We start from the raw sequence: 24,073 nt of genomic DNA, 5'->3' as shown, positions 1-24,073 counted from the left end.
GCGCGACGGCACGAAACGCGCGTGCGGGGTGGTGGCGGGTGGCCTGGCGGGGCAGGGGCCGCGGCGGCGGGGCGTTTGGCGTGCGGGGCTGGGCTTGGTGTGCGCCGCGCGGGTGGTCTGGCGGGAGCGGCCCGGGCGCGCGGCGGCGGGGCGCTCGGCGTGCCGGGCCGGGCTTGTGCGGCGGGGCTTGGTGCGGGCCGCGCGGGGGTCTGGCGGGGGATGGAGCCCGGGCGCGCGGCGGCGTGCCGGGCCGGGCTTGTGCGGCGGGGCTTGGTGCGGGCCGCGCGGGGGTCTGGCGGGGGATGGAGCCCGGGCGCGCGGCGGCGTGCCGGGCCGGGCTTGTGCGGCGGGGCTTGGTGCGGGCCGCGCGGGGGTCTGGCGGGGGATGGAGCCCGGGCGCGCGGCGGCGTGCCGGGCCGGGCTTGTGCGGCGGGGCTTGGTGTGGGCCGCGCGGGGGTCTGGCGGGGGATGGAGCTCCGGGTGCGCGGCGGCGTGCCGGGCCGGGCTTGTGCGGCGGGGCTTGGTGCGGGCCGCGCGGGGGTCTGGCGGGGGATGGAGCTCCGGGTGCGCGGCGGCGTGCCGGGCCGGGCCTGTGCGGCGGGGCTTGGTGCGGGCCGCGCGGGTGGTCTGGCGGGAGCGGCCCGGGCGCGCGGCGGCGGGGCGCTCGGCGTGCCGGGCGGCTTGTGCGGCGGGGCTTGGTGCGGGCCGCGCGGGGGTCTGGCGGGGGATGGAGCCCGGGCTCGAGGCGGCGGGACGTTTGGCGTGCGGGGCCGGGCTTGGGCATGCCGGGCCGGTGCGTGGGGCGCGGGCGGGTGTTCGGCGGCCAAGCGGCGCTCGGCCCGGCGCGCGGCGGCGGGGGTGCTTGGCGTGCCGAGCCGGGCTTGGTGTGCGCCGCGCGGGTGGCGCGGGCGGGTGGCGCTTGGCGTCAGCTGCCTCGGCGCAAGGCCGCCGGCGTGGTCCCGAGTTGCGCGCGCAGCACCCGGGTCAAATGCTCCTGGTGGGAGAAGCCGCAGCGGGCGGCGATCTCCGCGATCGGCTCGTCGCCCGTGCGCAGCAGCAGGCCCGCCTGCTCCACCCGCAACCTCAGCAGGTACCGGTGCGGCGGCAGGCCCGTGCGCGTCTTGAACTGCCGGGAAAACTGGCTGACGCTCAGCCCGGCCAGTGCGGCCAGCTCCGCCAGCGGCACCGGCTCGGCCAGCCGCTCCGCCATCGCCTCCCGGACCCGCGCGAACCGGCGGTCGGACAGGCCGCGGGCCGGGGCCGGGTCGTGGGCCCGGCCGTCGTGGTGGCGGCGGACCAGCTGCGCCGCCACCAGCGCGGCCAGCTGGTCGGCGTACGTGCGGGCGCTCGGCTCCCAGTCCCGGACGACGCCGTCGAGGCTCAGCACCAGCTGTTCGAGCAGGGGATCCGTGCTTCCCAGCTCCTCGGCGAGCCGGACGGGCGCCTGCTCGCCGGCCGCCTCCTGCACGGCGTCGTCGCTGACGTACACGTGCACGGTGTCCAGCTCGCCGCCCAGCTCGACCGACAGGTCCGCGTGGGACGGCTGCAGGAACAGCCCGCCCGCCGGCATGCGGCGGCTGCGCTCGCGTGCGGTTCCGACGCCGCGGCGGACCGTCACCGGGCCGTCGAGGTGCAGGATCAGCTGGTGGCTGCGTGCGGCGCCGAACTCGGCGCGATACGGACGTTCCCGCTGCTTGGAGACGTACACCCGGTCCCAGCCGAGGCCGGCGCTGGTGCGTTCCGGGCGGACCCAGGGCAGCGCGAGGATGCCGTTGGTGTCGGCCAGCCCGAGTTCGCCCACGCCTGCCTCCTCGACGTCGAGGCTGCCCGCGATGGTACGCGAACCGGCCGGTCAGAGGTCCAGGACGAGCCGCGGCGAACGGGACCGCGACACGCACGGGTACATCCGGCCCGCCGGGGCACCGATGTCGTCGCGGTGCTCCGGCTCGCCGTCCAGCACCGAGACCTGGCAGCTGCCGCAGACGCCCTCGCGGCACGCCGATGGCACCCGCCGCCCGGCGTGGTTCAGCGCGTCCAGCAGGGACTCGTCGGCCGGAACCGGGACGGTCACCCCCGATCGGGCGCACCCGGCCTCGAACGCGGTGTCCGGCCCGAACGTGCGCCGCACCGGCTGGAAGCGCTCGACGTGCACCCGCGGGAACACCGCCTCGGCGGCGTCGAGCATCGACGCCGGCCCGCAGCAGTAGACCTCCGTGCCCGGCCCGGCCGTCAAGGTCGCCAGGTCCGGCCGTCCGCGGTCGAACAGCCGCACGCGGTCGCCGTACGCGGCGGCGAGGTCCGCCGCGAACGGCATGCTCGAAGCCGACCGTCCGGCGTACACCAGCGAAACGTCCGCCCCGGAAGCGACGGCGGCCCGCATCATCGGCACGATCGGCGTGATCCCGATCCCGCCGGCCAGGAACAGGTAGCCGGCCGCGGGCCGCAGCGGGAAGTGGTTGCGCGGCAGCGAAACCTCGAGCGTCCGGCCCGGCCGCAGGTGCAGGTGGACGTACTCCGAGCCGCCCCGGCTCAGCGGGTCGAGGCGGACCGCGATCCGGTGGGCCGCAAGATCGCCGGGGTCACCGCACAGCGAGTACTGCCGCGTCAGCCAGTTCGGCAATGCGAGGTCGATGTGCGCGCCCGGCTCCCACGGCGCCAGCTGGCCCTCGTCACCGCGCAGCACCAGCGAGACGACGTCGTCGGCGACGCGCTCGATGCGCTCCAAAAGCGTCTTCTGCATGTCAGTACAGCTTCCGGTAGCCGGCTTCGAGCAGCTGCTCGAACTGCGCGGGGTCGATGTCCATGCCGAGCTGGTCGCTGACGATCTCGCCGGCCGAGGGCAGCTCGCCGGCCAGCGCCTGGCTCGCCGGGTCCCACAGCCGCGACCGGATCAAAGCGCGGCCGCAGTGGAAGTACACCTGCTCGACCTCGACGACGATCGCGAGCATCGGCTCCTTCGCCTCGGTGCGCATCCGCGCGAGGACGTCCGGTTCGTCGGTGACGAACGCGCTGCCGTTGACGCGCAGCGTCTCCCGCATACCGGGGACGAAGAACAGCAGGCCGACGCCGTCGTTCTCGGCGATGTTGCGGAAGGAGTCGGCGATCTTGTTGCCGGTGCGGTCGGGCAGGGCGAGGGTCCGCTCGTCGAGGACCTTCACGAACCCGGGGTAGTCGCCGCGGGGCGAGCAGTCGGCGCGGCCGGCGGCGTCGGCGGTCGCCAGCGTCAGGAAGGGCGAGTGGGCGATGAAGCGGCGGGCGTGCCGGTCGACGTGGTCGAGGAGCTTCGCCTGGATCATCGCTTCGGGCTCGCCCAGCCGGGCCCGCACCTCGGCCATGGATACACGGCGCAGCGCATTTGTGCTGGTCATGGCACAATTATGAGCAATTGTTCGAATCTTGCGCTACTCGCTTTCCGCCCGCGCGTCAGGAGGGGCCGTGACACCGGACCAGCGCCGCATCCAGCCACGTAAGCAGCCGCGGCAGGTCCGCGCCGAGCTGACCCGCCAGCGCATCCTCACCGCGGCTGCTCACGTTTTCGCCGAGCACGGCTACGCCGCGGGCACCACCAACCGCATCGCCGAGCGGGCGGGCATCTCCATCGGCTCGCTGTACCAGTACTTCCCGAACAAGGACGCGATCCTGGCCGAGCTGCTGACCCGCCACCTGGACGACGGCACGGCGAACACGGAACGGATCCAGCGCGCGGAACTGCCGGGCCCGATCGAAGACATCCTCCGCGTCTTCGTGCGCGGGGCGATCGAATCCCACCTCGGCGACCCGCAGCTGCTGCGGGTCCTGCTGGAGCAGGCGCCACGGTCGAACGAGCTGCTCGACAAGGTCGCGCGGCTGAAGCAGTCCCTGGTCTCCTACGTCCAGGGACTGTTCGACCGCCACCCGGAGGTCCGGGTGACCGACACGGAAACGGCGGCCCGGCTGGTCGTGACGACGACGGAGCTGGTGGTCCACCAGCTCGTCGCCGACCGCGAACCGGTGGACGTCGGACGGCTGGAGCACGAGCTGGTCGCGATGCTGACGCGGTACGTCAAGGGATGAGCCTCAGGCGCCGCCGGTTCACCGCGCTGATATCGAAGCCCGTCAGAGGGGGTTGAACACGCCCAGCGGCGCCGTGCAGAACGGGCCGCCGACGTACTCGGCCGCGATGCCCGCCGGCGCCGGCTTGTCCGCCAGCTGGTCGGCGTACACCTCGGCGTCGTCGAGGGACTTGTAGCCCAGCGCCTCCGCTTCCTTCAGCGAGTAGATCCGGCGCGTGTTGTCCGAGACGCCCCAGATCAGCCGGTACCCGGGCGAAGGCGCCGCCAGGCACGCCTCGAACAGCCGGGCGCCGTCGTCGGGGGACAGCCACGTCGTCAGGCCGCGCGGGCCCAGCGGCAACGGCGTTTCGAAGCACGAGCCGATGCGGATCACGATCACGTCCATGCCGAACCGCGAGTGGTACAGGCTGCCCAGCGCCTCGATCGCCGCCTTGCTGACGCCGTAGTAGGTGTCCGGGCGCGGGGAGGAGTCCGCGGGCAGGTCCTCGTCGACGCGGCGGAAGCCCACCGCGTGGTTGCTCGATGCCAGGACGACGCGCGACACCCCTGCCGCGCGGGCCGCTTCCAGCACCGTGTGCGTGCCGTTGATGTTGACGTCGAGGGTGGCTTCCCACGAGTTCTCGCGGCTGTGCCCGCCGAGGTGGATGAGTGCGTCGACGCCCTCGCACGCCGCGGCCATCGCCTCCGGGTCCGTCACGGACGCCGTCACGATCTCTTCGGAGGCGTCCGACGCCGTCTGCGGCGCCAGGTCGAGCAGGCGCAGCACGCGGCCGGGGCGTCGCAGGCGGGGCCGCATCAGGGTGCCGACGACACCCGCCGACCCGGTGATGAGCACGCGCTGGTCCGTCATGGGGTTCCTCTCGATAAGGGCGGCGGGCAGTGTGTGTTATCGGATGCCGGCGCGGCGCAGCTGCTGGCCGAGCTCGGCGGTGGTTTCGGCGAGCAGCTCGCCGACGCGCTGCGCGTCGGCGTCGGTCACCTGGCTGATCGGCATCGAGCAGCTGATCGCGTCCGTGCCCGGGATCCGGTAGGGGATCACCGCGGCGACGCACCGGACGCCCAGCGTGCCCTCCTCGACCTCGGCGGCGTACCCGCGTTCGCGGGTCGCGGCGCACTCGGCGTGCAGGGCGTCGAGCGTGGTGATGGTGTTCGGCGTCAGCGCGGTCAGCGTCGCCGGCATCAGCGCCTCGATCTCGTCGTGCGTCAGCTCGGCCAGCAGCGCCTTGCCCAGCGCGGTCGCGTGCGCGGGCAGCGTGCGCCCGACGCGCGAGACGAGATGCGTCGAGCGCTGCGACTCGCGCGTCTCCAGGTAGACGACCTCGGTGCCGTTGCGGCGCGCGAAGTGCGCGGTGAAGCCGGTCTTCTCGCGGATGCGTTCGAGCGCTTCGGTGGCGAAGGGCACCACGGCGTCGCGGTCGAGGTAGGCCGTGCCGCAGATCAGCGCGCGGACGCCGAGGCGGTAGCGGGCGGTGTTGGCGTCCGCCTCCAGCCAGCCGGCCTCCAGCAGCGTCCGGAGCAGGCCGTGCAGCGACGAGCGCGGGAAGCCCGTGCGCGCGTGCAGGTCGGACAGCGACAGCCAGACGTCGTTCGCCGCGAACGTCTCGATGAGGTCGACGGCCCGGCGCGCGGACTTCACGCCCGAGGACTCGGCGGGGGCGCCGTCGGCCGCTGCCGGGGTGTCCACCTTCTGCGGCATTTGTGCTCCTCCGTCCGGCCGTTGACTTGTGACTCCGGCCATATTAGCGTCCCGAACAACGTTCTTATGGATGAACATAATCACTATAACAGACTCCGTTCATGGATGTGAACATCTCGTTCGAGACCGCATCGACGTGGACGCGGAAAGGAGCCTGCGGTGCACGCACTCGACTGGACGATGGTCTGCGCGTACTTCGCGCTGATGATCGTGATCGGCTGGTGGTCGCACAAACGGGTCAGCGACGTGAAGGACTTCTTCACCGCCGGCGGCAAGATGCCGTGGTGGCTGGCCGGCATCTCGCACCACATGTCCGGCTACAGCGCCGTGCTCTTCGTCGCGTACGCGGGCGTCGCGTACACCAGTGGCGTCACCGTCTACTTCTGGGGCTTCGCCAGCATCGGCATCGGCGTGGGCATCGGCAGCTGGCTGTTCGCCGCTCGCTGGAACCGGTTGCGCTCCAAGCTCGGCGTCGCCTCACCGCTGGAATACCTCGCGAAGCGGTACAACGTGCCGACGCAGCAGGCGCTCGCCTGGAGCGGCAGCCTGCTGAAGATCTTCGACATCGCGGCCAAGTGGTTCGCCGTCGCGACGCTGCTGCACGTGTTCGCCGGCCTGGACTACAACCTCGGCATCCTCGTCACCGGCGCGGTCACCCTGATCTACTGCACCATCGGCGGCCTGTGGGCCGACGCGCTCACCGACTTCGGCCAGTTCGTCATCCAGGCCATCGCCGCGGTCGTCATGATCGTCGTGGTGCTGGGCAAGCTCGGCGGCATCTCCGCCCTCTGGACGATGTGGGACAAGCTGCCCGAAAGCCACGTGAACCCGGTCACGTCCAAGTACACCACCATCTTCCTGCTGGTCTACGTGCTCGTGAAAACGCTGGAGTACAACGGAGGCATGTGGAACCTGGCGCAGCGGTACATGGCCGCGCCGAACACCCACGAGGCCCGGCGCGGCGCGCGGCTGTCGTCGGCGCTGTACCTGGTGTGGCCGCTGGTGCTGATGTTCCCCATGTTCGCCGCGCCGCTGCTCATCCCCGGCATCAAGGACCCCACGCAGTCGTACGCGATCATGACGACGACGTTCCTGCCGCCCGGCCTGATCGGGCTGGTGCTGGCCGGGATCTTCTCGCACACCATGGCGATGGTCTCTTCCGACGCCAACGCGATCTCCGCGGTGATCACCCGGGACATGATCCCGGCGGTGTTCGCCAAGGCCCGCCGGTGGACCGACGTCCAGGGCCTCAAGGCGGCCCGGGTCACCACGGTCGTGTTCGTCGCGCTGACCATGGTCGTGGCCACCCAGGCGCAGAACCTCGGCGGCGTGCTGCAGATCGTCGTCAACTGGGTCGCCGCGCTGATGGGCCCGATCTCGATCCCGCTGCTGCTGGGCATGCTGCCGTGGTTCCGCAAGTGCGGTCCCCGCGCGGCGCTGGTCTCGTGGGCGGGCGGCCTGATCGACTACGCGCTCTGCTACTACGTGTTCAACGCGAACCAGACGGTGCTGATCGCGACGCCGATCCTCGTCTCGCTCGCCCTCTACGCCGGTCTCGGCCTGCTCGCGCCCGAGCGCAGCACGGCCGCGGATGAGATCGTCGACACCGTGAACGCCGACGACGACGTCGACCGCAAGCGGGAAGGCACGACCGTGCCCGCCTGATCCCGGCCCCACCCGGCCGAACCCGAATAAAGGACGAGAGAGCAGAAACTGATGGCACAGAACGAGATCGAGCTGGACGGCCTGCTGGCGTTCCCCCTCACCCCGTTCACCGAAGACCTCGAGGTCAACCTCGACGCGCTCGCGGAGAACGTGGAGAGCCACATCGCGGCGGGCGCCGGTGCGCTGTTCGTCGCGTGCGGCACCGGCGAGTTCAGCTCGCTCTCGCCCGCCGAGCACGCCTCGGTGCTCGCCCGGTCCCGGGAGGTGGCCGCCGGCCGCGTCCCGGTCTGGGTGGGCGCCGGGGGCGGCGCGGCGTCGGCGCGGGCCGGCATCGCGGCGGCGCAGGCCGGGGGCGCCGACGGCGTCCTGCTGCTGCCGCCGTACCTGGTGACCGGCCCGCCGTCGGGCCTGACCGACTTCGTCCGCTACGCCGTCGGCGACTCTTCCGTGCCGGTGATCGTGTACCACCGCGGCACCGGCGTGTTCACCGCGCCGGCCGCCGCGTCCCTGCTCGACATCCCGTCGGTCGTCGGGCTCAAGGACGGCTACGGCGACGTCGAGGTGATGACCCGGATCATCACGACGATCCGCGCGCTGGACACCGGCCGGGCCCGGGACTTCCTGTTCTTCAACGGCTTGCCGACCGCGGAGGTCTCGGCCAAGGCGTATGCCTCGATCGGCGTCTCCCGCTACTCCTCGGCCGTGCACTGCTTCGCGCCGGAGATCGCGCACCGCTTCCACCGCGCGCTCGGCGAGGGCGACACCCGCGTGATGGACGCGCTGCTGACCGGCTTCTACCTGCCGCTGGTGGCGTTGCGGGACGAGACGCCGGGCTTCGCCGTCTCGCTGGTCAAGGCCGCCGCCCGGCTGCGCGGCGACAAGGTCGGCCCGGTCCGGCCGCCGCTGGTCGAGCCGACGCCGGAGCAGATCCGCCGGCTCGAGAAGATCGTGGAGGACGGCTTCGTCACGCTGAAGGCGCTGGGCTGATGAAGATCCTCGATGTGGTGCTGATCCCGGTCGCGTTCGCCGACCCGCCGCTGCTCAACGTCATGGGCGTGCACGAGCCGTTCGCGCTGCGCAGCGTCGTGCAGGTCAAGTGCGAGGACGGCGTCGTCGGGCTCGGCGAGTCCTACGGCGACTCCGCGTTCCTCGGCGAAGTGCGGAAGGTGCTGCCGCAGCTGCGCGGCCACGACGTGTTCGACCTGCCCGGCCTGCAGCGGCTCGTCGCCCGGGCGCTGTCGGACACGGTGCTCACCGACGCGCACGGGCTGATCGGGGGGTTCTCGATCCGCAAGACCGTGGCGAGCGTGTACTCCCTGTTCGAGGTCGCGTGCCTCGACGCGCAGGGGCAGTACCTGGGCCGGCCGGTGACCGACCTGCTCGGCGGCAAGGCACGCGACGCCGTCGAGTTCTCCGCCTACCTGTTCTACAAGTACGGCAAGCACGTCGACGGCCGCGAGGACTCCTGGGGCGAGATCACCACGCCGGAAACCCTGGTGGGGTCCGCGAAACGGATGATCGACGAGTACGGCTTCCGCTCGATCAAGCTCAAGGGCGGGGTCTACGAGCCCGCGCGGGAGGTCGACGGCATCCGGGCGCTGGCCGAGGCGTTTCCCGGGCACCCGCTGCGGATCGACCCGAACGGCGCGTGGACGACCGAGACCGGCATCCGGGTCGCGGCCGAACTGGACGGCGTCCTGGAATACCTCGAAGACCCGACGCCGGGCATCGAAGGCATGGCGCGGGTGGCTGCCGAGGCGTCCATGCCGCTGGCCACCAACATGTGCGTGGTCAACTTCGGCGACATCGAGCCGGGTTTCCGGGCGCGGGCGATCGGCGTGCTGCTGTCGGACCACCACTTCTGGGGCGGCCTGCGCGCCACCCAGTCGCTGTCGGTGACGTGCGAGAGCTTCGGCGTCGGCCTGTCGATGCACTCCAACAGCCACCTCGGGATCAGCCTGGCCGCGATGGTGCAGGTCGCCGCGGCGACGCCGCACCTGACCTACGCCTGCGACACGCACTGGCCCTGGAAGGTCGAAGACGTCATCGAGCCGGGCGTGCTGGAGTTCCGCGAGGGTGCGGTGACCGTGCCGAGGACCCCGGGGCTCGGGGTCAAGCTCGACGAGGACGCGCTGGCCCGCCTGCACGAGAACTACGTCCGATGTGGACTGACCAAACGGGACGACGTGACGTACATGCGCAAGTACGTGCCCGGGTTCGAACCGAACACGGCGAGGTGGTGAGCCGGTGAAGGTGACGGGATACGCCTACCCGTGGGACGTCCTCGAGGCGGGGTTCGCCGCGCGCGCCCGCGACCTCGGTGTCGACGAAGTGGCCGTCGCGTTGTCGTACCACAGCGCCCGCGCGGCGACGCCGTGGTCGGCCTCGCGGACTTCGGTGGTCGCCCGGCACGCGGCGTTCTACCGGCCGGTTTCGACCGGGTGGGGCGAGCTGCGACCGTCCACTCCGGACTGGGTCGGGTCGGAGGACAGTGGTGGCGACGCCGTCCGGCTGCTCAACGAGGCCGGGATCCCGGCGGCCGCGTGGATCGTGCTGACCCACAACTCCCAGCTCGGCTACGACCACCCGGACGTCGTCGTGCGCAACTGCTTCGGCGAGGCCTACCCGTGGGCCCTGTGCCCGTCGCAGGTCGCCGTGCGCGAGTACGCGGCGACGCTGACCGCGGAAGCCGTCGCCGGGCTGGAGCTGTCGTCGGTGATCCTCGAAGCCTGCGGCCCGCTGGGCGCGGTGCACCAGCACCAGCACGAGAAGACCGACGGCGTCTGGGCGCCCGCGGTGGCCCGGCTGCTGTCGATCTGCTGCTGCGACGCCTGCGCTGCTTCATGGGACCTCGACGCCGGCGCCGTCCGGGCCCAGCTGGCCAACGAGGTGCGGCGGCTGATCGCCACCGGCGACCTCGGCGTCACCGGGGACCGGTTGCCGCCGGAGCTGACCCAGATGCTGCTGCGCGTGCGGCAGAAGGCCACCGACGAGCTGCGGGCAGCCGTGCTGGCCCAGCTGCCCACCGGAGCGCGGGTCGTGCTGCACGGCGCGCTCGACCCGTGGGTCACCGGCGCGCTGCCCGGGCTGACGCCGTCCGCGCCGGACGACGTCGACGCCGTCGTCCTGTTCGGCTGGGCGCCCGCCACGGGAGCCGAAGCCGTCGCCGCGGCCCGGGAAGCGCTACCCGGACGGGTCGCGATCGGCAGCTACATCACCGCGGTCGCCGCCGCGCCGGTGCCGGACATCGCCGCCTACGTCGGCGAGCTGGCCAAGGCGGGCGCGGCCGAGCTGCACCTGTACCACCTCGGCTTGGCCGGTCCGGGTCGCTGGCCCGACCTCGAAACGGCCACCGCCGCCGCCCACGAAAACTGAGGAGCTGTACCCCGATGAGCCAGGCCACCGACGCCGCCACGCTCGAGAAGATCCTGGCGGGGGCCGCCGCGGCCGCCCGCCCCGCCGCCTCGGCCACGCCGGCCGAGCGCGCCCGCTGGCTGGTCGCGGCCGCCGACGCGCTCGACGCCGCCGCGGACGACCTCGTCCCGCTGGCCCACGCCGAGACCCACCTGCCCGCCACGCCGCGGCTGGCCGGCGAGCTGAAGCGCACGACGTTCCAGCTGCGCCTGTTCGGCGAGGTGCTCACCGACGGCGAGTACCTCGGCGCCACGGTCGACCACGCCGACCCGGACTGGCCGATGGGCCCGCGCCCGGACATCCGCCGGGTCAAGACCGCGATCGGGCCGGTGCTGGTCTTCGCGGCCAGCAACTTCCCGTTCGCGTTCAGCGTCGCCGGCGGCGACACGGCGTCCGCGCTCGCCGCGGGCTGCCCGGTGGTCCTCAAGGCCCACCCCGGCCACCCCGAGCTGTCGGCGCTGACCGGCCGGATCGTGCGCGAAGCCCTGATCGGCGCGGGCGCGCCCGACGGCATCTTCGACGTCATCTCCGGCCAGGAGGAAGGCGTCACGGCGCTGAAGGACCCGCGCATCGCCGCGGCGTCGTTCACCGGGTCCATCCCCGGCGGGCGGGCGCTGTTCGACATCGCGAACGCGCGGCCGCGGCCGATCCCCTTCTACGGCGAGCTGGGCAGCGTCAACCCGGTCGTCGTGACCGAGGCCGCGATCGCCGCGCGCGGGGAGGCCGTCGCGAAGGGCTACGCCGGGTCGTTCACCCTCGGCGCCGGCCAGTTCTGCACCAAGCCGGGCCTGCTGTTCCTGCCCGAGGACCACGGCCTGACCGAGACGCTGCGGTCGGCACTGGCCGGTGCCGCGGCCCAGCCGATGCTCAACGACCGGATCGCGTCCGGCTACCGCGAAAAGCTGGCGAAGCTGCGCGAGGTGCCCGGGGTCGACGTCGTCGCCGAGTCGCCGTCCACCTCGCCCGCGTTCACGCCGACGCTGCTGGCCACCACCGGCAAGCAGTTTCTCGAGGGCGGCGCGACCGTGCACGAGGAGTGCTTCGGCCCGGCTTCGCTGATCGTCACCTACGCCGACCAGGCCGAGCTGCTGCGCCTGCTCGACGTGATCGAACCGGGGCTCACCGCCACGATCCACGGCGAGGAGTCCGACGCGGACTGGATCCGGCCGGTGCTGCCGGCGCTGGCCCGCATCGCCGGGCGGCTGCTGTGGAACGACTGGCCCACCGGAGTCACGGTGAGCTGGGCCCAGCAGCACGGCGGCCCGTACCCGGCCACGACGGCCCCGACGACGACGTCGGTCGGCACTGCCGCGATCGAGCGGTTCCTGCGCCCGATCGCGTGGCAGGGCTTCCCGGACGCGTTGCTGCCCGAACCCCTGCAGGAGGCCAACCCCTGGCAGCTGCCCCGCCGCACCGACGGCTCCCGCTGACCCCGTCGTGGGTGAGAAACAGGGTTAGAACCCGGTTTCCCACTCACGACCTCTTCCGCCGCCGCACCACCGAGTCCCGTTCCCCGTCCCTGGGAGGCATCGTCATGCCCGTGAACCGGAGAAACGCCCTGCGCGGCGGCGCGCTGGCGGCCGCTTCGACCGTGTTCCTCACCCGCCCGGCGTTCGCGTCGGCCACGCCCGTGCCCGCCGCGGCCCCGGCCGCCGGCGGCGCGGTGCCCGCCGCGACGGCGCCGATCGTCGCCGCGTACCGGCAGCTGCAGACCGGCATCAACCGGCCCTCGCCGGAACGCACCGAAGCGCTGGCCAACCTGAGCCGCGTCGCCAAGGCCTACCACGCGAGCATGTCCGTCGCCGGCGGCGGAGCTCCACTGTGGACGGACTTGCCGCTGGGCCCGGGCAGCGACTACACGACGTCGATGTACGCCCGGCTGCGCGCGATCGCCGTCGACTGGGGCACGCCGGGCGGCGCGCTCTCCGGCGACCCGGTGGTGCTCGACCGGATCAAGGCGGCACTGGAACTCATCTACGCCAGCCAGTACAACGAGAACGTCGGCGAGATCGGCAACTGGTACACCTACGAGATCGGCATCCCGTACTACCTGCTGCACACGCTGTCGGTGGTCGCCGACCAGCTCACCGCGGAGCAGCTGGCCCGTTACCTCCGGCCGGTCAAGCGGTTCGTCGGCGACCCGAACCGCCGCGCCAACAACGCGTCGGTGATCGAGACCGGGGCCAACCGCGCGGACAAGGCGCTCATCTCCATCGTCTCGGGCGCGCTGCTCGGCGACACTGCGTGGATCCGGACCGGCATCGACGCGCTGACCGACGTCCAGGGCGGGGGAGCGGCGAGCGTCGTCGCGAAGCTGGACCGCGCGGCGGGCGACGGCTTCCACGTCGACGGCTCGTTCATCCAGCACGACACGATTCCCTACCCCGGGCACTACGGCATCGTCCTGCTCACCGCGCTCGCCGGCGCCATCCACGTCACGCAGGGCACCGAATACGCGTTGCCGCAGGCGCTGAAGGACAAGATCTACGCGCTCGTCGCCGACAGCTTCGCCCCGTTCGTCTACGCGGGCGCGCTGATGGAGCCGGTGCGCGGGCGGATGCTTTCGCGCCAGGGGGAGACCGGGCACGACATCGGCCACCAGCTCACCGTCGCGACACTGGTCCTGGCCCGGAAGGCGGCAGGCAAGACCAAGGCCGACCTCAACGCCCTCGCCGCGAAGTGGATCAAGGAAGGCACCTACGCGCCGTTCCTGAAGATCCCGGACCCCGAGCGGTTCGCGCCGGGCCCGGACCTGGTGGCGACGCCGGGCATCGAGTTCGCGCAGGACATGCTCGCTTCGGGCGTGCGACCGGCGCGGGTGACCGCGACGCACCGGATCTTCGGCCAGCAGGACCGGATGGTGCACGTCACCGAGGGCTGGTCGGCGTCGCTCGGGGTCAGCTCGACGCGGATCTCGCGCTACGAAGCCATCAACGGCCAGAACCTGAAGGGCTTCCACGTCGGCGACGGCGTGCTGTACACATTCCTGCCCAACGCCAAGGGCCACTACACCGACGCGTACTGGCCGACGGTCGATCCGCTGCTGCTGCCGGGCACGACGGAGAACGACGGCCCGCCCGACCCGAAGTTCGGTGGCGTGCCGGTGGGCCCGAACCCGCACACCGGCGGGGTGCGGTGGGACGCGCGCAACGGCGCCTTCGCGATGGACTTCAAGTCCTGGGACGGGTCGCTGGTCGCGAAGAAGTCGTGGTTCTTCACCCCGTCCGGGATCGTCTGCCTCGGGACGGGCATCACCGGGACGTCCGGGCACGCGGTGCGCACGACGATCGAGAACCGCAACCTCGGCGAGGGCGGCCGCGGCGTCCTGCTCGCCGACGGGTGGTGCGTCCCGGCCGACCTCGGGAAGGCCACCGCCCTGCGCCGGCCGCGCTGGATGCACCTGGCGGACGTCGGCGGTTACCTCCTGCTCGACGACGCTTCGGTGACGGCCCTGCGCGAAGACCGCACGGGCGCGTGGCGCGACATCGACACCGGTGCCAACACCAAGGGCACCACGACGCCGAACACCCGCCGGTACCAGAAGCTGGTCCTGGAGCACGGGAGGGACCCGGTGAACGCGACCTACGCGTACGCGGTGCTGCCGGGCGCTTCGGTGATCGGGACGCTCACCGCGTCCTGGGCGTGGCGAGTGCTCGCCAACACGCCGGTGGTGCAGGCCGTGCGCCTGGGCGACGGCACGGTCCTGGCCAACTTCTTCGCCGCCGGGTCGGTCGACGGTGTGAGCGTGTCCGGCCCCGCGTCGGTCGCGGTCGGGCGTTCCGGCAGCCGCCGGCAGGTCGCCGTGGCGGACCCGACCCAGCTGCAGGACGGCGTCACGGTGACCGTGCACGGGAAGTCCGTGACGGTGCCGCTGAAGGGCACGTTCGGGGCGACGACGGTGGTCGCGCTGTGACCTCCCCGCCGGGCCGGTGCCCCGACCCGGCCCGGCGGGGTCCCCACGTCGTTTAGGCTGGCCGTCATGACCGCCGCCGAGCACGTGGACGTCCTGCTCGTGGGCGCCGGCCTGTCCGGCGTCGGCGCGGCCTGCCGGCTGCAGGAGCGGCTGCCGGGCAAGACGTACGCCGTGCTCGAGGCGCGCGACTCGATCGGGGGAACCTGGGACCTGTTCCGGTATCCGGGCGTCCGGTCCGATTCGGACATGTTCACCCTCGGCTACCCGTTCCGGCCGTGGAAGGACCCGAAGGCGATCGCGGACGGATCGTCGATCCTCGCCTACATCCGGGAGACGGCGGAAGCCTTCGGGGTGACGTCGCGGATCCGGTTCGGGCACCGGGTGGTGCGGGCGTCCTGGTCGTCGGCGTCGGCGTCGTGGACGGTTTCGACCGCCCACGGGGCGACGTTCACCTGCCGGTTCCTCTACCTGTGCAGTGGTTACTTCTCCTACGAGTCCGGGCACGTCGTCGCCTTCCCCGGGCAGGAGGACTTCCGCGGGGAGGTCGTGCATCCGCAGCACTGGCCCGCGGACCTGGCCCACGACGGCCGCCGGGTGGTGGTGATCGGCAGCGGGGCGACAGCGGTGACGCTGGTCCCGGCCCTGGCTGAGCGCGCTTCGCGGGTGACGATGCTGCAGCGCTCGCCGTCGTACATCGTGTCGCGGCCGGGGCGGGACGCGCTGGCCGACCGGCTTCGGGCGCTGCTGCCGGAAAAGCTCGCGCACCGGGTGGTGCGCGGCAAGAACGTGGTCTTCGGGACGGTGTTCTTCCAGCTGATGCGGCGCCTGCCGGAGCGGGCGTCACTGGCGCTGCGCGACCGGGTGGCGGCGCAGCTGCCGGCGTCGATCCCGGTGGACCCGCACTTCGTGCCGGACTACGCGCCGTGGGACCAGCGGCTGTGCCTGGTGCCGGACGCGGACCTGTTCCGCGCGCTGCGATCGGGCAAGGCGGACGTGGTGACGGGCCGGATCGCGCGGTTCACGACGTCCGGCGTGCTGCTGGAGTCGGGGCACGAGCTGCCGGCGGACGTCATCGTGACGGCGACCGGGCTGCGGCTGGTGGCGTTCGGCGGGATCGAGCTGAGCGTGGACGGCCGGGCGGTCGAGCCGGGCGAGCAGCGGGTGTACAAGGGCCTGATGTTCGGCGGGGTCCCGAACCTGGCGTGGTGCGTGGGGTATTCGAACAGTTCCTGGACGCTGCGGGCGGACCTGGCGGCGCTGTACGTGTGCCGCCTGCTGGCGCACCTGGACCGGCGCGGGCTCGCGTACTGCGTCCCCGACGAGGCGGCGGCGTCGGCGGCGGGAAAGCCGCGCCCGATCGTGGAGTTGATGTCGGGCTACATCAAGCGAGCGGCCCCGGGCCTGCCGAAGCAGGGCGACCGGCGGCCGTGGCTGATGCGCCAGAACTACCTGCTGGACCTGGCGGACATGCGGTTCGGCCGCCTGGACGACGGGGTGCTGCGCTTCGGCCACGCGGAGGACCGGGTGGCTTCGGCGCGTTGAGCTGCTTGCCGGGGGGCCGGTGTGGTGTCGAGGCCGCCGCCCTCGTCTCGGCCCAGCCCCGGCCGGACCCAACGCAGCCTAGCGCCGACCGCGCCGGGTCGGTGTCCCGGGCGGCCGGCCTCGCTTCCCCGGCGTCAGCCCTGGCGGGCCTTCGAGCGCGGGTTGTCCTTGTTGATCACGAACACCCGGGTCCCGCGCCTGATGACCTGGGCGCCCGGCTGCTTCGCCAGCGAACGGATCGAGCTGCGGACCTTCATGGCGAGCCGTCCTTCCTGCGGGAACCGTCCCGCACCTCCCCTTCAACCGCCGCCCGAGCGGGTTTAATCCCGCAACTCAGCTGCTCTCCTTGGCCACCCACGCCTGCAGGTCGTCGCCGCGGACGGCGGCTGCCATCAGGTCCGGGAACTGGTCCGGGGTGCACGCGAACGCCGGGACGCCCAGCTCCGCCAGCGCCGCCGCGTTCTCGTGGTCGTACGACGGCGCGCCCGAGTCCGACAGCGCCAGCAGCGTCACCACCTGGACTCCCGCACCGACCAGCTCGCCGATCCGGTGCAGCAGCTCGTCCTCGTCGCCGCCCTCGTACAGGTCGCTGATCAGCACCAGCAGCGTCCGCTCCGGCCGCTCGACCAGGCCCTGGCAGTACGCGATCGCCCGGTTGATGTCCGTGCCGCCGCCCAGCTGGGTGCCGAACAGGACGTCGACCGGGTCGGCGAGGTGCTCGGTCAGGTCCGCGACCTCCGTGTCGAACGCGACGAACGACGTCTTCAGCGCCCGCATCGACGCCAGCACCGCGCCGAACAGCCCCGAGTAGACCACCGACTCCGCCATCGAGCCCGACTGGTCGACGGCCAGGACGACGTCCCGCTGCACCGCCTGACGGCGCCGGCCGAAGCCGACCACCTTCTCCGGCACGATCGTGCCCAGCTCGGGGGAGTAGTGCTTGAGGTTGGCGTGGATCGTGCGCGCCCAGTCGACGTCCCCGGGCCGCGGCCGCTGCGTGCGCGACGCCTTGTCCAGGGCGCCCGTGATGGCCGCGCGGGTGCGCTCGGCGAGGCGTTCCTCCAGCTGTTCGACCACCTTGCGGACGACCTCGCGCGCGGTCTCCTTCGTCTCCTCGGGCAGCACGCCGTTGAGCGAGAGCAGCGTCCCGACCAGGTGCACGTCCGGCTCGACGGCCGACAGCAGCTCCTTCTCCAGCAGCATCCGGGTGAGCCCGAGCCGGTCGACCGCGTCGCGCTGCATCACCTGCACCACGGTGCTCGGGAAGTACCGCCGGATGTCGCCCAGCCAGCGCGCCACCCGCGGCGCGGACGCGCCCAGGTTCGCGCTGCGCGGCCCGCCCGCGGCTTCCTCGTCCGGCTTGTCGTAGAGGGCGGCCAGCACCGCGTCGACCCCACTGTCCTCATCGGACAGTGGCGCGTCGGCGAGCCCCGAGCCCGCTCCCGCGCCCTCGGCGCCCAGCACCAGCCGCCAGCGCCGCGCGCGCTCGGTGTCCGCGCTCATGCCCCCGCCCCCAGCAATGCCGCCAGGACCGGCAGCACGCGCTCGGCCCGGTCCTCGTCCAGTTCGTCGGCCACCGGCACGACCCGCGCACCGCCGGTGAGCCCGGCGGCGCGGTGCCCGATGGCCCGCTTTTCCGGCCCGCTGAACGCCCCGAAAGTGCGGCGCAGCAACGGGAGCACCTCGGTGAAGACGTCGGCGGGGATCGCCGCGAGCCAGGCGTCGATCACGCGCAACAGGCCTTCGTCGTGCACCAGCAGCAGCGCGCCGCCGTCGAAGAAACCCTCGACGTACGCCGCGCCCGCCGACGGTGTGATGCCGGGGGTGAGCGCCCGGCCCAGCCGCAGCTCGATGTCGAACGCGTCCAGCAACCCGGCGTCGTGCAGGATCCGGGTGAGCCGGCCCGCCAGCAGGGGCGGCAGTGACGGCCGTTCCGCCAGCCGCGCCAGTGCGGCGAGCCAGCGCTGCTTCGCGTCCTCGTCCAGCAGGGAGGTCGCGTCGTGCACGCCGTCGACGAGCTTGGCCATCCGCGCCGCGGCGTCGTCGTCGATGCCGTGCGTCGCCGGCGGCAGGCCGGCGCAGATGCGGTCGAGCATGCGGTCGGCGACCGCGCGCAGCGCGCCCGTGTCGGTGCCCCGGACGTTGCCGTAGCGGGTCGCCCTGGCCAGCGCGGGCAGCGCCGCCATCAGCCGGGCGACGTCCGCGTCCGCCGCCGCCCGCGCGTCGAGCGCCGTGAGCGCGTCGGGCAGCGCCTCCGGCAGGTCGGCGAGCAGGCAGTCTTCGACGGCCGTGGTGACCTCGTCCAGCGGCGGCGTGCCCTCGACGGCGCCGCGGACCGCGGCGGTGGCCGCCGACGGCACGGTCGTGCCGTGCACCGCGGCCGCGACCAGGTCGACCTCGAACGACGGTTCCCAGGCCAGCGCCCAGGTCTCCCGGAACGTGCCCTTGTTCCGCCGCGCCGACGTCTCCCGGGTGCCCCATTCGATGCCGAGGATCCGCAGCCGGTGCAGCAGCTTCGAGCGGTCGAGGCCGGCGGGGGTCCGCAGGTCGAGGTCGAGCTCCTTGACGATCGGGTCCTTCTTGAGCCGCAGGCGCCGCGCCGTCGCCGTCAGGTCCGCGGCCAGCGGTGGCTGCGGCACCCGGTCGGGCACCTCGCCGAGCCGTTCGCCGACCACCAGCCGTCGCGTGACGAGCTCGACCTGCACTTCGTCGCCGCCGCAGAGCACCGACCGCGTGGCTTCGGTGACCTCGGCCAGCCCGGCCGACGACCGCCCGCGCAGCGTGGCGAGCGTTCCGGCCAGCCGGACCGCCTCGATGACGTGCGCCGTCGAGACGGGCAGGTCCTCCTCCCGCAGCACCGCCGCGACCCCGGCCAGCCAGCGCGTCGTGACGTCCTCGGCCGTGGTGAACAGGTGGTGGTACCAGCCCGGCGACCGCACGCCCGCGCCGTAGCCGCTGGCCGTGGCGAGCCTGCCGTGGGTCCACGGCACCCACGTGCAGGCGACCTTCCGCTTCGGGAGTCCTTTGAGGACGGCCGCGTCGTGCGACGCGGGCGGCAGCGGATCGGCGAGCGCGGGCACGTGCCAGGCCCCGCAGACGACGGCGATGTTCTCGAAGCCGTCCTTGCGGGTGCGGCGCAGCACCGAGCGCATGTAAGCCTCCCGCCGGGCTTCGCTGCCCCGCGGCGGCTCTTCGCCCTCCCGCACCGCGGTCATCGCGTCCGCGATCACCTCGAACGGGTTTTCGGTGTCCCGCCGGGACTCGACGACGTCGTCCCACCAGCGTTCCGGGTCGTCGTAACCCCCGGCCGAGGCCAGCAGCGCCAGGGGATCGACCGGCGGGCCCGCGTGCTCGTCCGGCCCCGCGGCGAACGTGTTCGCGGCCGGCAGGTCGCAGAACCGCACCGGAATCCCGGCTTCGCGCGCGTACCTGAGCGCCTGCCACTCCGGGCTGAAGACGGCGAACGGCCAGAACGCGGCGCGCGAGACGTCGTCGGTCGCGTAGGCCAGCAGCGCGACGGGCGGCGCCATCGCCGGGTCTCCGGTCAGCTCGACCAGGGCGTCGGCTTCCGGCGGCCCCTCGATCAGCACGACGTCGGGCGCCAGTTCGGCCAGCCGCGTCGCCACGGCCCTGGCGGATCCCGGGCCGTGGTGGCGGATGCCGAGCAGGTGGGTGGTCACGCGATCTCCTGGCCCGCCCGGTAGAAGTCGGCCCAGCCGTCACGCTCGCGCACGACCGTCTCCAGGTATTCGATCCAGATCGCGCGGTCGGCCACCGGGTCCTTCACCACCGCGCCGTGGATGCCGGCCGCGATGTCGTGCGGGCGCAGCACGCCGTCGCCGAAGTGCGCGGCCAGCGCGAGCCCGCCGGTGAGCACGCTGATCGCCTCGGCGGTCGAGAGCGTGCCGGAGGGCGACTTGACCGCCGTCCGGCCGTCTTCGGTGCGGCCCGAGCGCAGCTCGCGGAACACCGTGACCACCCGGCGGATCTCCGCCAGCTCGGCGGCCTCGGCGGGCAGCTGCAGCGACGCGCCCAGCTCCGCGACCCGCCTGCTGACGATCTCGACCTCCGCCTCCGCGCTGTCCGGCAGCGGCAGCACGACGGTGTTGAAGCGCCGCCGCAGCGCGCTCGACAGCTCATTGACGCCCTTGTCGCGGTTGTTCGCGGTCGCGATCAGGTTGAAGCCCGGCCGCGCCTGCACCTCCGTCGCCAGCTCCGGGATCGGGAGCGTCTTCTCGGACAGGATCGTGATGAGCGTGTCCTGGACGTCGGCGGGGATGCGGGTCAGCTCCTCGAGCCGGGCCAGCTTGCCGTCACGCATCGCGCGCAGCACCGGGCTTTCGACGAGCGCCGCGGCGCTCGGGCCTTCGGCGATCAGCCGGGCGTAGTTCCAGCCGTAGCGGATCGACTCCTCGGACGTGCCCGCGGTGCCCTGCACCAGCAGCGTCGAGTCGCCGCTGATCGCGGCCGAAAGGTGCTCGGAGACCCAGGTTTTCGCCGTTCCGGGCACGCCGAGCAGCAGCAGCGCGCGGTCGGTGGCCAGTGTCGCGACGGCGACCTCGATCAGCCGCCGCGGGCCGACGTACTTCGGCGTGATCACGGTGCCGTCCGGCAGGGTGCCGCCGAGGAGGTACTCGACGACGGCCCACGGCGACAGGTTCCAGTTCGGCGGCTTCGCCCGGTCGTCGGCGGCGGCCAGCGCGGCCAGCTCGGCGGCGTGGTCCTGTTCGGCGTGGGGCCGGAGGACGGTGGCGGTCATGCGAGCTCCTCGTACATTTCGCGGCGGAAGTTCAGCGTCTCGGTGAGCGCCCGGCGCCACGGCCCGGCGTCCATGGTCAGGCGGGTGGTGGCCAGCGGGTGGCGCAGGCACTCCGCCGGGACCGCGCGGGCGATCACGACGGCGGCGTGCGAAACCAGGCGATGGTCGTCCTGGCGGGCGATCCAGTCGAGCAGGGCGGTGCCGAGTTCCTTCGTCCACGGCCGGGGCAGTTCGTGCACGAGCCGCGCGAACGACTCGACGGGCAGCCGGCTGATCAGGTGCCCGACGGTGGCGGCCTGGCTCGCCGGGCTCAGCACGCCGAGCAGCGGCGGCGTGGTGCGCCCGCCGGGATCGGCGCCGATGAGTGCCTGCGCCCAGGCTTCGTCGCGCTGGCGCAGAGCCGCGGTGGCCCACGAGTCCCGCAGGACGCCGGCCGGGCAACCCTCGACGGTCATCCGGACGACCTCGGCGGGCGGGCCGAACTCGGTCCAGAAGGACAGCGGAGCGGCCGCGACGAGCGTGCGCAGCCGGACGGTGCCCTCACCGCGTTCCCCGGGTGGCACGGAGACTTCGAGGACCCGGCCCCGGCGGCGGACCAGGGGCCTGAGCCGAGCGGCCATGCTTTCGCCGTACCGGGTACCGGGCAGCCGGCCGAGCAACTCGGCGGCCCGTTCGCGGACGGCGGCCGCGCGGTCGGTGAGGGCGGCTTCGAGGAAGGTTTCGTCTTCGGCGCGGACGTGCGCGGCGAGCACGCCGAGGAAGTCGGCGCGGACGTCGGCGGGTTCGTTCTTCCACGAGGATCCGAGGGCAGCGCGTGCGGTGCCGGGGTCTTCGGCGAGCTTGGCGGCCAGCCAGCGGCGGCGCTGGGCGAGGCTGCCGTACTGCCAGACGTCGCCTTCGTCTTCGGCGGGCGCGGAGAGGAACGACCAGTCGGGGTTCCGCTGCCCGAGCCACGCCCCGACGGACCCGGCGACGGCCAGGAGCGGCCCGCGCAGGGCGGCCTTGCTGCGGGCGGCCTCGGCGAGCAGCGGCAGGGTTTCGGGCGGGACGCGGTAGCCCGTGCCGGCGACGATGCCGAGCCATTCGAGCAGCAGATCGGGATGACTGGCGGCGAGCAGCCGTCCCAGCCGTTCCCGCGCGAGCGGGGGAACGAAGGGCCGCTCATCGGCCGCGGCAACGGGAAGCGGCCGTACATCCCGCAGCGGCAGCCGCCCGGCCCGCCGATAGGTGGTGAGCACGGCGGCGGCGACGAGAAGCTGCTCGGCCGGATCGTCGCGCCCGGCAATGAGCTGTTGTACCGCGGGCGGCTGGCCGGCGGAGTCGAGCACGCGGCGGCGGGTGCCGAGGAGCGCGGTGCCGACGAGGTCTTCCCAGGCTTTCACGGCTTCACCGCCTTCCGGGCTTGGTGGGTGCGAGCGGGGGAGTGGGCTGGTCGCCCGCGGGTGTGGCTCGGGCGGCCGGTTGGAGGCGCGCGCTGCTGGGCTCGCGCCGGGCGTGGTCCGGTGGGAAGTGCCGCGCGGGGGTGTGGTTCGGGCGCAGGCTCGGGGCCGGGTTGCTGGGCACGTGCCGGGCGTGGTCCGGTGGGAAGGCCCGCGCGGCGGTGTGGCTGGGTCGCTCGGCACTCACAGCCGCACCGCCCGGTTCTCGTGCCAGCACGTCAGGGGACGGAGGCCCGCCTGGCTCCACTCGGCCGCCACCGTCAGCGGGTTTCCCGCCGACATCGCCAGCAACGACCACGGGAACGCGTACGGCACCAGCGGCAACGCCGTTCCGTCCTTTTCGGACAGACACCAGCCGCCCGCGTGCTCGGCCGGGGTCACGCCGGACAACAGCACCGGCCAGCGCTCCAGCCACGGGTCCGCCGCCATCGCCCGCGCGTACGCCGTCAGCGCCTCCGAGATCGAGCCGCCTTCGGCTGCCGGGGCCGCCTCCGGGATTCCGCGCTCCACCACCAGTGCGCGCAACGGTGCCGCGCCCGGGTAGAACGCCAGCTCCGCCTTCAGGACGTGGCCCGGTGGCAGTGACGCGTCCAGCGGGCGGCCCGGTGGCGCGAACGACAACACCAGCGCGTCACGGCCCGACCGCCGGCCGCGCAGCCACGTGCGGCGCGTCAGCAGGCGGTCGTTCTCCTCGTCGGCCGCTCCCGTGATCAGCCACTCGTCCGACACGCGCTCGCCGCTCTCCAGCACGCGTGCCGTCTCCACCGAGAACCCCAGCCGGGTCCGGACCGTCTCCGCCAGTGGCGGCGGCAGCTCGTCCAGCCGCGTGGCCGCGTCCGCCAGCAGGTACAGCAGGGACAGCTCGCCGAGCAGTGCCTCCGGCCAGTCGCGGCGGCCGACGATCCCGGCCGCCCGGCGCAGGCCGCCCGCCAGGCCGGACGCCTGGGCGTCGACCATCCGCGCCGCCACCGTGCGCAGCTCCTCGCCGCCGCTGCGTTCGAACCCCGCCAGGCCCGCGCCGATCCGGTCGGTCAGCCAGATCTTCAGTTCCGCGACGCCGCCTTCGACGCGCGCCGCCCGCTCGGCGGCACGCCGCGCGGCCGCTTCCTCGTCCTTGGGGCCGGCCGCTTCCGCGCGGTTTTCCGCGCGCCGGGCCCGGTCGGCGCGTTCGGCGAGCCACGCGTGCACCCACTCCGGCGGTCCGCCCGCGGGAACCTGACCCGCCGCCCAGAGCAGCAGCAGCCCCAGCGCGTGCTTGCACGGGAACTTGCGGCTGGGACACGAACACCGGAACGCGGGCTCGGCGAGCTCGACGCACGTCTGGTACGGCCGCTTGCCGCTGCCCTGGCAGAGGCCCCACACGGCGTCCTCGGACGCGCCCGCGCCCGACCACCGCGCGGGCGCGGCGAGCGCCCGGCCCGCCTTCTCCGAAGCGGGATCCGGCGCCAGCCCGGCCACGCGTTCCGCGGTCCACGGCACCGCCGTCACCACCTGTCCCCCCACTGGTTCCCCTCGCTTTCCGCCTCTCCGCTGAAGCATGCCAGCACCCACCGACAATTTCCGGTTCACGGTTATTCTAGTGCTAGAATATGA

Annotated in this window: 19 protein-coding genes; 8 read left to right on the top strand and 11 right to left on the bottom strand. The window is 73.3% G+C overall.

What is annotated here, in order from left to right; all coding sequences use genetic code 11:
* Positions 1-925: 925 nt before the first annotated feature.
* From BT341_RS33405 to BT341_RS33395, 3 genes are read right to left on the bottom strand one after another with little or no spacing between them, the layout of a single operon-like run.
* Positions 926-1,801 (bottom strand): helix-turn-helix domain-containing protein, encoded by an 876-nt coding sequence (locus BT341_RS33405; RefSeq protein ID WP_072480043.1) that lies wholly within the window; start codon positions 1,799-1,801, stop codon positions 926-928.
* A 51-nt stretch (positions 1,802-1,852) separates the two neighbouring features.
* Positions 1,853-2,740: a PDR/VanB family oxidoreductase gene (locus BT341_RS33400; RefSeq protein WP_072480042.1), complete on the bottom strand. Its 888-nt coding sequence runs from the start codon at positions 2,738-2,740 to the stop codon at positions 1,853-1,855.
* A gap of 1 nt (position 2,741) precedes the next feature.
* On the bottom strand, positions 2,742-3,368 hold the full coding sequence (locus tag BT341_RS33395) for an MSMEG_1061 family FMN-dependent PPOX-type flavoprotein (protein WP_072480041.1): 627 nt from the start codon (positions 3,366-3,368) through the stop codon (positions 2,742-2,744).
* 67 nt (positions 3,369-3,435) lie between these two features.
* Between BT341_RS33395 and BT341_RS33390 the strand changes: the two genes are divergently transcribed.
* Positions 3,436-4,053, top strand: a complete 618-nt coding sequence (locus BT341_RS33390; protein WP_072480040.1) for a TetR/AcrR family transcriptional regulator — start codon at positions 3,436-3,438, stop codon at positions 4,051-4,053.
* 42 nt (positions 4,054-4,095) lie between these two features.
* Here BT341_RS33390 and BT341_RS33385 read toward each other — a convergent pair whose 3' ends face one another.
* Positions 4,096-4,902, bottom strand: coding sequence for an NAD-dependent epimerase/dehydratase family protein (locus BT341_RS33385; RefSeq protein ID WP_072480039.1), 807 nt, complete (start codon positions 4,900-4,902; stop codon positions 4,096-4,098).
* 36 nt (positions 4,903-4,938) lie between these two features.
* Positions 4,939-5,748, bottom strand: a complete 810-nt coding sequence (locus tag BT341_RS33380; RefSeq protein WP_072480038.1) for an IclR family transcriptional regulator — start codon at positions 5,746-5,748, stop codon at positions 4,939-4,941.
* A gap of 159 nt (positions 5,749-5,907) precedes the next feature.
* On the opposite strand from BT341_RS33380, the gene BT341_RS33375 reads away from it, so the two are divergent.
* The 7 genes from BT341_RS33375 to BT341_RS33345 all read left to right on the top strand — a co-directional run bounded on the left by BT341_RS33375 (position 5,908) and on the right by BT341_RS33345 (position 16,282).
* Complete coding sequence (locus tag BT341_RS33375; RefSeq protein WP_072480037.1) at positions 5,908-7,413, top strand: sodium:solute symporter family protein; 1,506 nt, start codon at positions 5,908-5,910, stop codon at positions 7,411-7,413.
* A 51-nt stretch (positions 7,414-7,464) separates the two neighbouring features.
* Positions 7,465-8,400, top strand: a complete 936-nt coding sequence (locus BT341_RS33370) for a 5-dehydro-4-deoxyglucarate dehydratase (RefSeq protein ID WP_072480036.1) — start codon at positions 7,465-7,467, stop codon at positions 8,398-8,400.
* Positions 8,400-9,656 carry a glucarate dehydratase family protein gene (locus BT341_RS33365; protein WP_072480035.1) on the top strand — a complete coding sequence of 419 codons (1,257 nt, stop codon included), beginning with the start codon at positions 8,400-8,402 and terminating at the stop codon, positions 9,654-9,656. Before BT341_RS33370 ends, BT341_RS33365 begins: the two co-directional genes overlap by 1 nt.
* Before the next feature lie 4 nt (positions 9,657-9,660).
* On the top strand, positions 9,661-10,788 hold the full coding sequence (locus BT341_RS33360) for a hypothetical protein (protein WP_072480034.1): 1,128 nt from the start codon (positions 9,661-9,663) through the stop codon (positions 10,786-10,788).
* Between the two features lie 14 nt (positions 10,789-10,802).
* Positions 10,803-12,257, top strand: a complete 1,455-nt coding sequence (locus tag BT341_RS33355; protein WP_072480033.1) for an aldehyde dehydrogenase (NADP(+)) — start codon at positions 10,803-10,805, stop codon at positions 12,255-12,257.
* A 104-nt stretch (positions 12,258-12,361) separates the two neighbouring features.
* On the top strand, positions 12,362-14,740 hold the full coding sequence (locus BT341_RS33350) for a polysaccharide lyase 8 family protein (RefSeq protein WP_072480032.1): 2,379 nt from the start codon (positions 12,362-12,364) through the stop codon (positions 14,738-14,740).
* A 66-nt stretch (positions 14,741-14,806) separates the two neighbouring features.
* Complete coding sequence (locus BT341_RS33345; protein ID WP_072480031.1) at positions 14,807-16,282, top strand: flavin-containing monooxygenase; 1,476 nt, start codon at positions 14,807-14,809, stop codon at positions 16,280-16,282.
* A 134-nt stretch (positions 16,283-16,416) separates the two neighbouring features.
* On the opposite strand, the gene rpmJ is transcribed toward BT341_RS33345, so the two are convergent.
* The 6 genes from rpmJ to BT341_RS33315 form a co-directional block, all read right to left on the bottom strand.
* A complete protein-coding gene (gene rpmJ / locus BT341_RS33340) occupies positions 16,417-16,539 on the bottom strand; it encodes a 50S ribosomal protein L36 (protein ID WP_072480030.1) in 123 nt (40 codons plus the stop codon).
* A gap of 76 nt (positions 16,540-16,615) precedes the next feature.
* The gene (locus BT341_RS33335; RefSeq protein ID WP_072480029.1) at positions 16,616-17,785 is read right to left on the bottom strand and encodes a VWA domain-containing protein; all 1,170 of its coding nucleotides are present in this window, start codon (positions 17,783-17,785) and stop codon (positions 16,616-16,618) included.
* Complete coding sequence (locus BT341_RS33330; protein ID WP_072480028.1) at positions 17,782-19,962, bottom strand: DUF5682 family protein; 2,181 nt, start codon at positions 19,960-19,962, stop codon at positions 17,782-17,784. The genes BT341_RS33335 and BT341_RS33330 overlap by 4 nt, the downstream gene beginning before the upstream one ends.
* Complete coding sequence (locus BT341_RS33325) at positions 19,959-21,041, bottom strand: ATP-binding protein (protein ID WP_072480027.1); 1,083 nt, start codon at positions 21,039-21,041, stop codon at positions 19,959-19,961. Before BT341_RS33325 ends, BT341_RS33330 begins: the two co-directional genes overlap by 4 nt.
* Positions 21,038-22,423 (bottom strand): DUF5691 domain-containing protein, encoded by a 1,386-nt coding sequence (locus tag BT341_RS33320; RefSeq protein WP_072480026.1) that lies wholly within the window; start codon positions 22,421-22,423, stop codon positions 21,038-21,040. Before BT341_RS33320 ends, BT341_RS33325 begins: the two co-directional genes overlap by 4 nt.
* Before the next feature lie 240 nt (positions 22,424-22,663).
* On the bottom strand, positions 22,664-23,983 hold the full coding sequence (locus tag BT341_RS33315) for an SWIM zinc finger family protein (protein ID WP_245805203.1): 1,320 nt from the start codon (positions 23,981-23,983) through the stop codon (positions 22,664-22,666).
* Positions 23,984-24,073: the final 90 nt, after the last annotated feature.

This window comes from Amycolatopsis australiensis (assembly GCF_900119165.1).
Taxonomy (GTDB): Bacteria; Actinomycetota; Actinomycetes; order Mycobacteriales; family Pseudonocardiaceae; genus Amycolatopsis; species Amycolatopsis australiensis.
This window is presented reverse-complemented; position numbering and strand designations above follow the sequence as displayed.